Genomic DNA, 6,495 nt, shown 5'->3' with positions numbered 1-6,495 from the left:
GTTGTGAAACGTGGTGCGTCTACCATCTCAATTTCTGATAAGAAGGTTTCTGACGATGGCACTAAAGCTGTTCTGACAGCCGCAGGTTCTATTGTTGCAGCTGAATATACTGTTACTTTCGGTGATAAGACGGCTACCTTTACTGGTGTAGAAAACAAGCTTGCTTCTATCGAGATCACTGGTACTAATGCTGTTTTAACTAAAGCAAATGTTACTGAGTCGGGACAGAGCGCTACTGTAAGTTATAAAGCATTAAATGCTTTTGGTGAAGATATTTCTGCTATGGTTTCCTTATCTGGCAGTTCTTCCCTTGGTAGTGTTACTTTGGCGAAAGGTACAGCTACTATTACTATTACAGATGGTTCTCTGACTGCAGCATCCTTAAATATGCCGGTATCAATCGCTATATATGACACAACGACTGGTATCAGTACTTCTGCTACCGTTACTCTGTCTAACATGGCTGTTCCTTATGAGATCGAGGCTCAGGGTGTTTACAATGAGGATGGTAAAGCTTTAACTGCTACTTCTTTAGGTGGTAAAGATACATTTTATTTCTTATTCCGTGTGAAAGATCAGTATGGTAATTATATCACTGACAAAAATAAACTTGTAGTAAATAAAGTTCCAACTCCAAATCCTAATAATAAAGCTGTAAATCTTTATATTAACTATAGTGCTGGGTTGACCAATACCACAGTTGGTGGTGATAATGTAAAAGTAGAAACCAAAAAAGTAGATGGAGTTCAATATTTTGCTGTAGTTATTGATGTACAGGCTACAAAAACTGCATCTAGTGGTACCGCTAATATTATCATTATTCCTGTAGGTAGTGGAAAATCACTAAATACCGCTATTGAAGTGGGCGCTGGATCGACAGTTGCCACCATCAATGTAACTGCTCCCGCTAATGTTAAAGAGGGTGCTGGCCAAGTTGAATTTTCTTATACTGCATATGATGCTCAGGGTAACGAAGTTACTAACCTGAATTCACTGAAGCAGGTTCAGAAAGGAAATAGATTCAGCTGGGTAAAAGAAGGAAGTAAAGTTAAACTGTATTATAATGTAAATGCTGTTGCTGGAAGTGAAGCCTTAAAATCAGGTGCCTATATAACAGAAGCTTTTGTTACTCCAGGTACTTTAAAGACATCTCTTGTAACATTTACTATCAAGGATGAGGCTATTCCTTATCAGATCATTGGCATAAATGATGGAACTGGAAATAAGTTAGCTACTTCTGTAATTTTAGCTACTGGTGCTGGTGCTACACAGCCTACAATTCCATTTGATGCTAAAAACTTTGATGTGGTTGATCAGTATGGTGACAAAATTAAAATTGACACCTCAAAATTTGCTGTATATGCAGTAGCTGACGAAGCTGATGTATTTACAGGTGATGTTCTAAATGCTACGGCTCCTAGCAGCACTGCAGTAGTTGCTGATAAAGTAATTACAAGTGGCGATGCAATAACAGCAGCTAAGAAAGGTTCAGTGTCAATTACATTCTATATTGTAGATAATACTACTGGTAATATTGGTAAAGTTTACAAAACATCTAAGAATGTTGATGTTACTTCTATAAGTGCGTACACAGAAACATTCAGCGTTGTAGAAAAATCTCAGTTTAAGTCTTATGAAGTAAGTGTACCTGAGACAATCTATTCTGGTTCTAGCGATGATGCTTTAGCAGGTTATAGACCTTCTGTTAAGGTATACGGCGTTGTTAATAGTAGTCAGAAGGTATTGTTAACAGCAGAAAAAGATTATAATTTCTCTGTTGGATCAAAAATTGAAGCAGCAGCAAAGGACGCAGTTGGTAATATTACTATTAAATCTGGAATTGCCAAGGATGCCGAGATCTTTAAGACGTCTTCAACTGTTGAGGGTTCCTTTACAGTTACTATGAATGATGGCACACAGGTAGAAACGAAAGTTAATATCTCCAATGCAGCTCCGAAGGTAGCTTCTATTGTGTTAAAAGACAACAAGACTTCTATTGTTGCTACTTCTAGTGTTAATGCTAAGACTGATCTTTTAGATAAGCTTACTATTAAGGATTCTTATGGTTTTACGTTAACTGGTGCTACAGATGGTACTGTTGGATTGACAAGTGGTGTAGGTGATTACGGCTTACGTATTATTGTTTCTGAAATTACAGATAATGCTGTTGACCCAACTGCAATTCCTGATGTAACCAAAAATGGTTCCGAGGGTATTACATTTGTAAACTTTGCAACAAATGATACCTTTACTGTAACATTTAAGACTGCTGATGTTTCCTTTAGCACAGCTGTTACTATTCAGTAATTATAATATTGTTATATAGTAATAAAACGGAGACCAATTTGGTCTCCGTTTTTTAGTTGTTGGGCAAAGGCCTGTTTTCAAAGTTTAGTTTTTCGAGATACGAAAAACTAAACTTTGAAAACAAATAAACCACCTGCTATGCAGGTGAGTCAGCATCGCTTTAGCTTACAGAAAAAAATCTCCTGTGATTTAAATCAGCCACGCCGGCACATACCAATTTTTCTTATCAATCGGCATAATGTCTGACGCCAGACAGACAACAGCGCCGATTCCAATAGCTGTCTTCAAATGAGCAGTACCAGCAAACACATCTTCTTCTGATGGTTCCTGCGTAATTGGTTTTAACACCGAAAAATTTTTTATGGCATCTTTGGGATAAGATCCCTTTTTTATCTCTATTGGATATACCGTATTATTCTGATGAATTATCACATCAATCTCTTTCTTATTGCTGTCACGGTAAAAATATAGCGGCGGCCGTTTCCCATTATTCAGATAGCTCTTATAAATTTCCGATACAACCCAACTTTCAAAAAATTGGCCATCCATAGCCCCCCGTTCCAAAGCTTCCGCCGAATTCCATCGGGTCAGATAAGCGCAGAGTCCAGTATCGAGAAAATACATACGTGGAGATTTAATGACTCTTTTTAATGCATTGTTTGAATACGCTTCTATCAGAGTCACCAGGCCGGAGGACACCAGAATCGACAACCATTGTTTTGCTGTCGGAGCCGATATCCCCGTCTCACTGGCCAGCGTCTCATAATTAACATTTGTTGCTGTTCTTGCAGCTACAATATTAATAAACTTCAAAAAAGAAAGTTCATCGGCAACCTGTGTCAAATCTCTGATATCCCGGCTAATATAGGTTTCCAGATAGGATTCATAATAATTATCCCGGTCCACATCATCCCGTTCGTAAAGCCGGGGCATAGATCCTTTGTAGATACGATCAAAAATCTGTGTCAAAGTCATAGGATCTGTAGTCTTCATCCTCTCCATCAATTCTTCCGGATTGGTAATAAAGGGAGAAAAATGATGCCTTGTGATTTCACTATTTGATAACCCCAGCATGTGTGCAATTCCTACTCTGCCTGCCAAAGATTCTGTCACACTTTTCATTACATGAAATGTCTGTGATCCAGTTAACCAAAAGTCGCCGCACCGCTTATGCTCATCTACATAAATCTTGATATAATCAAAAAGCTCTGGTGCATATTGGACTTCATCAATCAGAACAGGCGGAGCATATCTTTGGAGAAATAAAGCCGGATCGGTTTTTGCCAACGCTCGAACAGTGGGATTATCTAACGTCACTATTTTTCTTGACTCATCAGCAAGCCTGGTCAACAGCGTAGTTTTACCAACCTGTCGGGGCCCCGTTACTAATAAGACAGGATACGTATTGCTGATTGAAAGAATAGTGTTTTTAATTGTTCTTTCATAATACAAACTTATCACTCCATTCTTGAATCATTTCATTTATAGTATTTCTTTTTAATGATGTGTTTATGCAAATCTAAAATATAATTTTATTTTATCATAACATTCGTATGCATTCAAGTTTATTATAGTCCACAAATCGCTTTGACGGGTCCCACTTCGTTTGACTTCGCTCAAACGATCTATGCTCCGTCCACCTGGCGGCATATATCATGCCGCTCAGGCAAAATAATCCAATAGAAAATCAACTTGTTCTGGTAATAGTTCTTTTACTTTTTCAGACATAAAATTTGCTCCCTTCTAAGTGACTAGTTTTTGTCATTTCACTTGTCTACCTATAAGAGAGCATATCAAGAAATTAGTGAACAGCCCCTGTTCCATACAAAAAAGTAACAGCCCCATCTTTTTCTATATGCAAGAAAAGAGGTTGAAGAATAAAATCTCCAACCTCTTTTCTTTAAAGACCATGTTCTAAAGCGATATTAACATATGAACATTGCTATCTACTTTGTATTTTATTATCAACTATTAAAAAAATAATTATTTAATATTAACAATAGTAGAGAATGTTGCACTGCCAGAATTAAAGGTTACGGTAAAGGAATCACCTGTAACAAAATCCGTAAATACAGGTTTGTCTAAACCATTACCTGTTACTTTTCCCTTAGCACTATCGACATTCGTAATAGTCATTCTAACGGTGGCAGCTTTATCATCTACAAATTTTAAGCCGTCTGTTTTATATTCTACTTTAAAGCCATAGTTGTCTTTACCTTTGATAGCCTCTAATAAATCAGTATATACCAAGGAAGTACCAGCACTAATACTCTTTGCGTTCTCATCAACAAGGTTCAAGGATGCAACAGAAGGTGCTTTTTTAGATACATTAACTTTTGTAACAATTTCTGTACCATCAGTCATAGTAATTGTAAAGGAACCTTCGACTGTATCAACAGAGTCAAAAGCTTTATCTTCAGCGGTAATTCCTGACTGTAATTTCAATTTCCCGTCTGCAGCACTATTTGCAACTTCGCTAACTTTACTGCCTGTAGCGAAATTATAGTCTGTAACAGGTGTCAATTTTACCTTAGTACTGCTATTAACAACACCATATACAGTTACATCACTCTGATAAGTTACAGGTGTTCCAGCCTTTTCTATACCCGCATAAATGGCATCAGCTACACTTACTTCATAGGATTTGAACTGTGAACTTGCAACTACTGTAAATGTTACTGCGTAAGAACTTCCTGCAGTTATATTTTTGGTACCATTGTTCTCTGTAAGATCCGAACCATCTTGATTAACAATGGAAAATGTATAGGTCTGAGAACCTTTTGCTTTACCAGGAGCTAATTTAAGTGAGTTAGCAGCAATTATATTATTCTTGTCGGCATAGGGGGCACCACCAATTGTCGCTGTAAAAGTATCACCAGTGTCTGCAGTTACTTTAACAGCATGATCTTTTCCAAGACCATCTTTCATTACATCACCATACTGATCAACAATTTTAAAGGTTGATTTTGCTAGTTCAATATCTTTACCCTCAACCTGAGTTGCTGTAGCAAGAGCAGTTTTACCATCTGTATCTAACAGGCCTACAATTTGATCCGGGCGGCTCGCAGCCTTGATTGTAAAGGATACTAATGTAGTCTTAAAAGTAGGAGTTACAAAGGCCTCAGTTTTATAATCATTAGCATTTTGTTTTGAAGCGTCATAATATAATTTGATCTCACCGTCTGTTTTCACAAAACTAAACTGTTCACCCATTGTAATTTTATTAAGAGATGCTATATCTGTAACAGCATTACCCTCTGCATCATATGCAGAATAAGCAAACTCAACTGCTGAATCGCCAGCTTTTACATTAGCAGGAGCAGTTACATTGATGGTGGCAACTGTAGTTCCAGCACCTACCTCAATAGCAGTAGTTACAGATTTTCCACTACCAACCGGAATGATAATAGCGGTTGCAGTACCTGCAGAAGCGGTTTTCTGATCTACTACATCAAGTTGAGAGGCAAAATAGGTTATTCCATCAACTTTTTTGGTTGTAAGAGTCTTGGTATTCATATTAAGGTTTGTTAATCCACCACTAAAGCTAACATATAAGTTGTCGCCAATTTTAACTTTATCAGTAGAGGTAAGATAATTACCATATTGATCCTTCACACGGAACAGGAAGAAGAATTCATCTTTGCCGCCGATAGAAGTAGCAGTTAAAGCTTTACCATCCTCATTGTAAACACCCTGAGTCTCTACTTCATAAGGAACTGAAGCGTTGGATAAAGTCAAGTTAGCAGAAGTACTGATACCAGTTGTTGTGTCATACACAACTAAGGAAACAACATAACTTGTATTCATCATAGACGCGTTAACGTCACCTGTTGCAAAAGTTATTTTTGCTGTACCTTTTGTAAGACTTAAGGATGTACCGAAGGATGCATTACCAGTAAGAGAAATAATAGCAGAAATATCCTCACCAAACTGATTCAAAGCTTTATAACCTACAGTAGCCTCATTAGCATCAGCTGGATTAGTTTTATTTAAAACTAATTTGTCTGATGAAATTTCAATAGAAGTAAGCTTGTTTTCCACACCAGTAAAGGTAGCCGTCTTATCGCCAAAGGCAATAGTATACTCACCAGCTACGATTGAACCAGCTGTTGTAAATACTACTTTTGTCTTATCGTCAGATACAGATTTTTCTGCGATAGAAACATTTGCAGAGCCTCTCTTGATAGT

3 protein-coding genes are annotated in these 6,495 nt (G+C 37.4%); 1 reads left to right on the top strand and 2 read right to left on the bottom strand.

The window, feature by feature from the left end; all coding sequences use genetic code 11:
• On the top strand, positions 1-2,307 hold a 2,307-nt coding region (locus ABCW47_RS15055), incomplete at its 5' end, for a hypothetical protein (RefSeq protein WP_343210762.1).
• 189 nt (positions 2,308-2,496) lie between these two features.
• Here ABCW47_RS15055 and ABCW47_RS15050 read toward each other — a convergent pair.
• Entirely contained in the window at positions 2,497-3,768 is a 1,272-nt protein-coding gene (locus ABCW47_RS15050) for an ATP-binding protein (protein ID WP_425516093.1), read from the bottom strand.
• 522 nt (positions 3,769-4,290) lie between these two features.
• Positions 4,291-6,495 (bottom strand): hypothetical protein (locus tag ABCW47_RS15045; RefSeq protein WP_343210760.1); only part of this gene is annotated, 2,205 nt, incomplete at its 5' end.

This window comes from Anaerolentibacter hominis (genome assembly GCF_032380675.1).
Taxonomy (GTDB): domain Bacteria; phylum Bacillota; class Clostridia; order Lachnospirales; family Lachnospiraceae; genus Anaerolentibacter; species Anaerolentibacter hominis.
The sequence above is the reverse complement of the archived record's forward strand: the minus strand, read 5'-3'. Positions and strand labels throughout refer to the sequence as shown.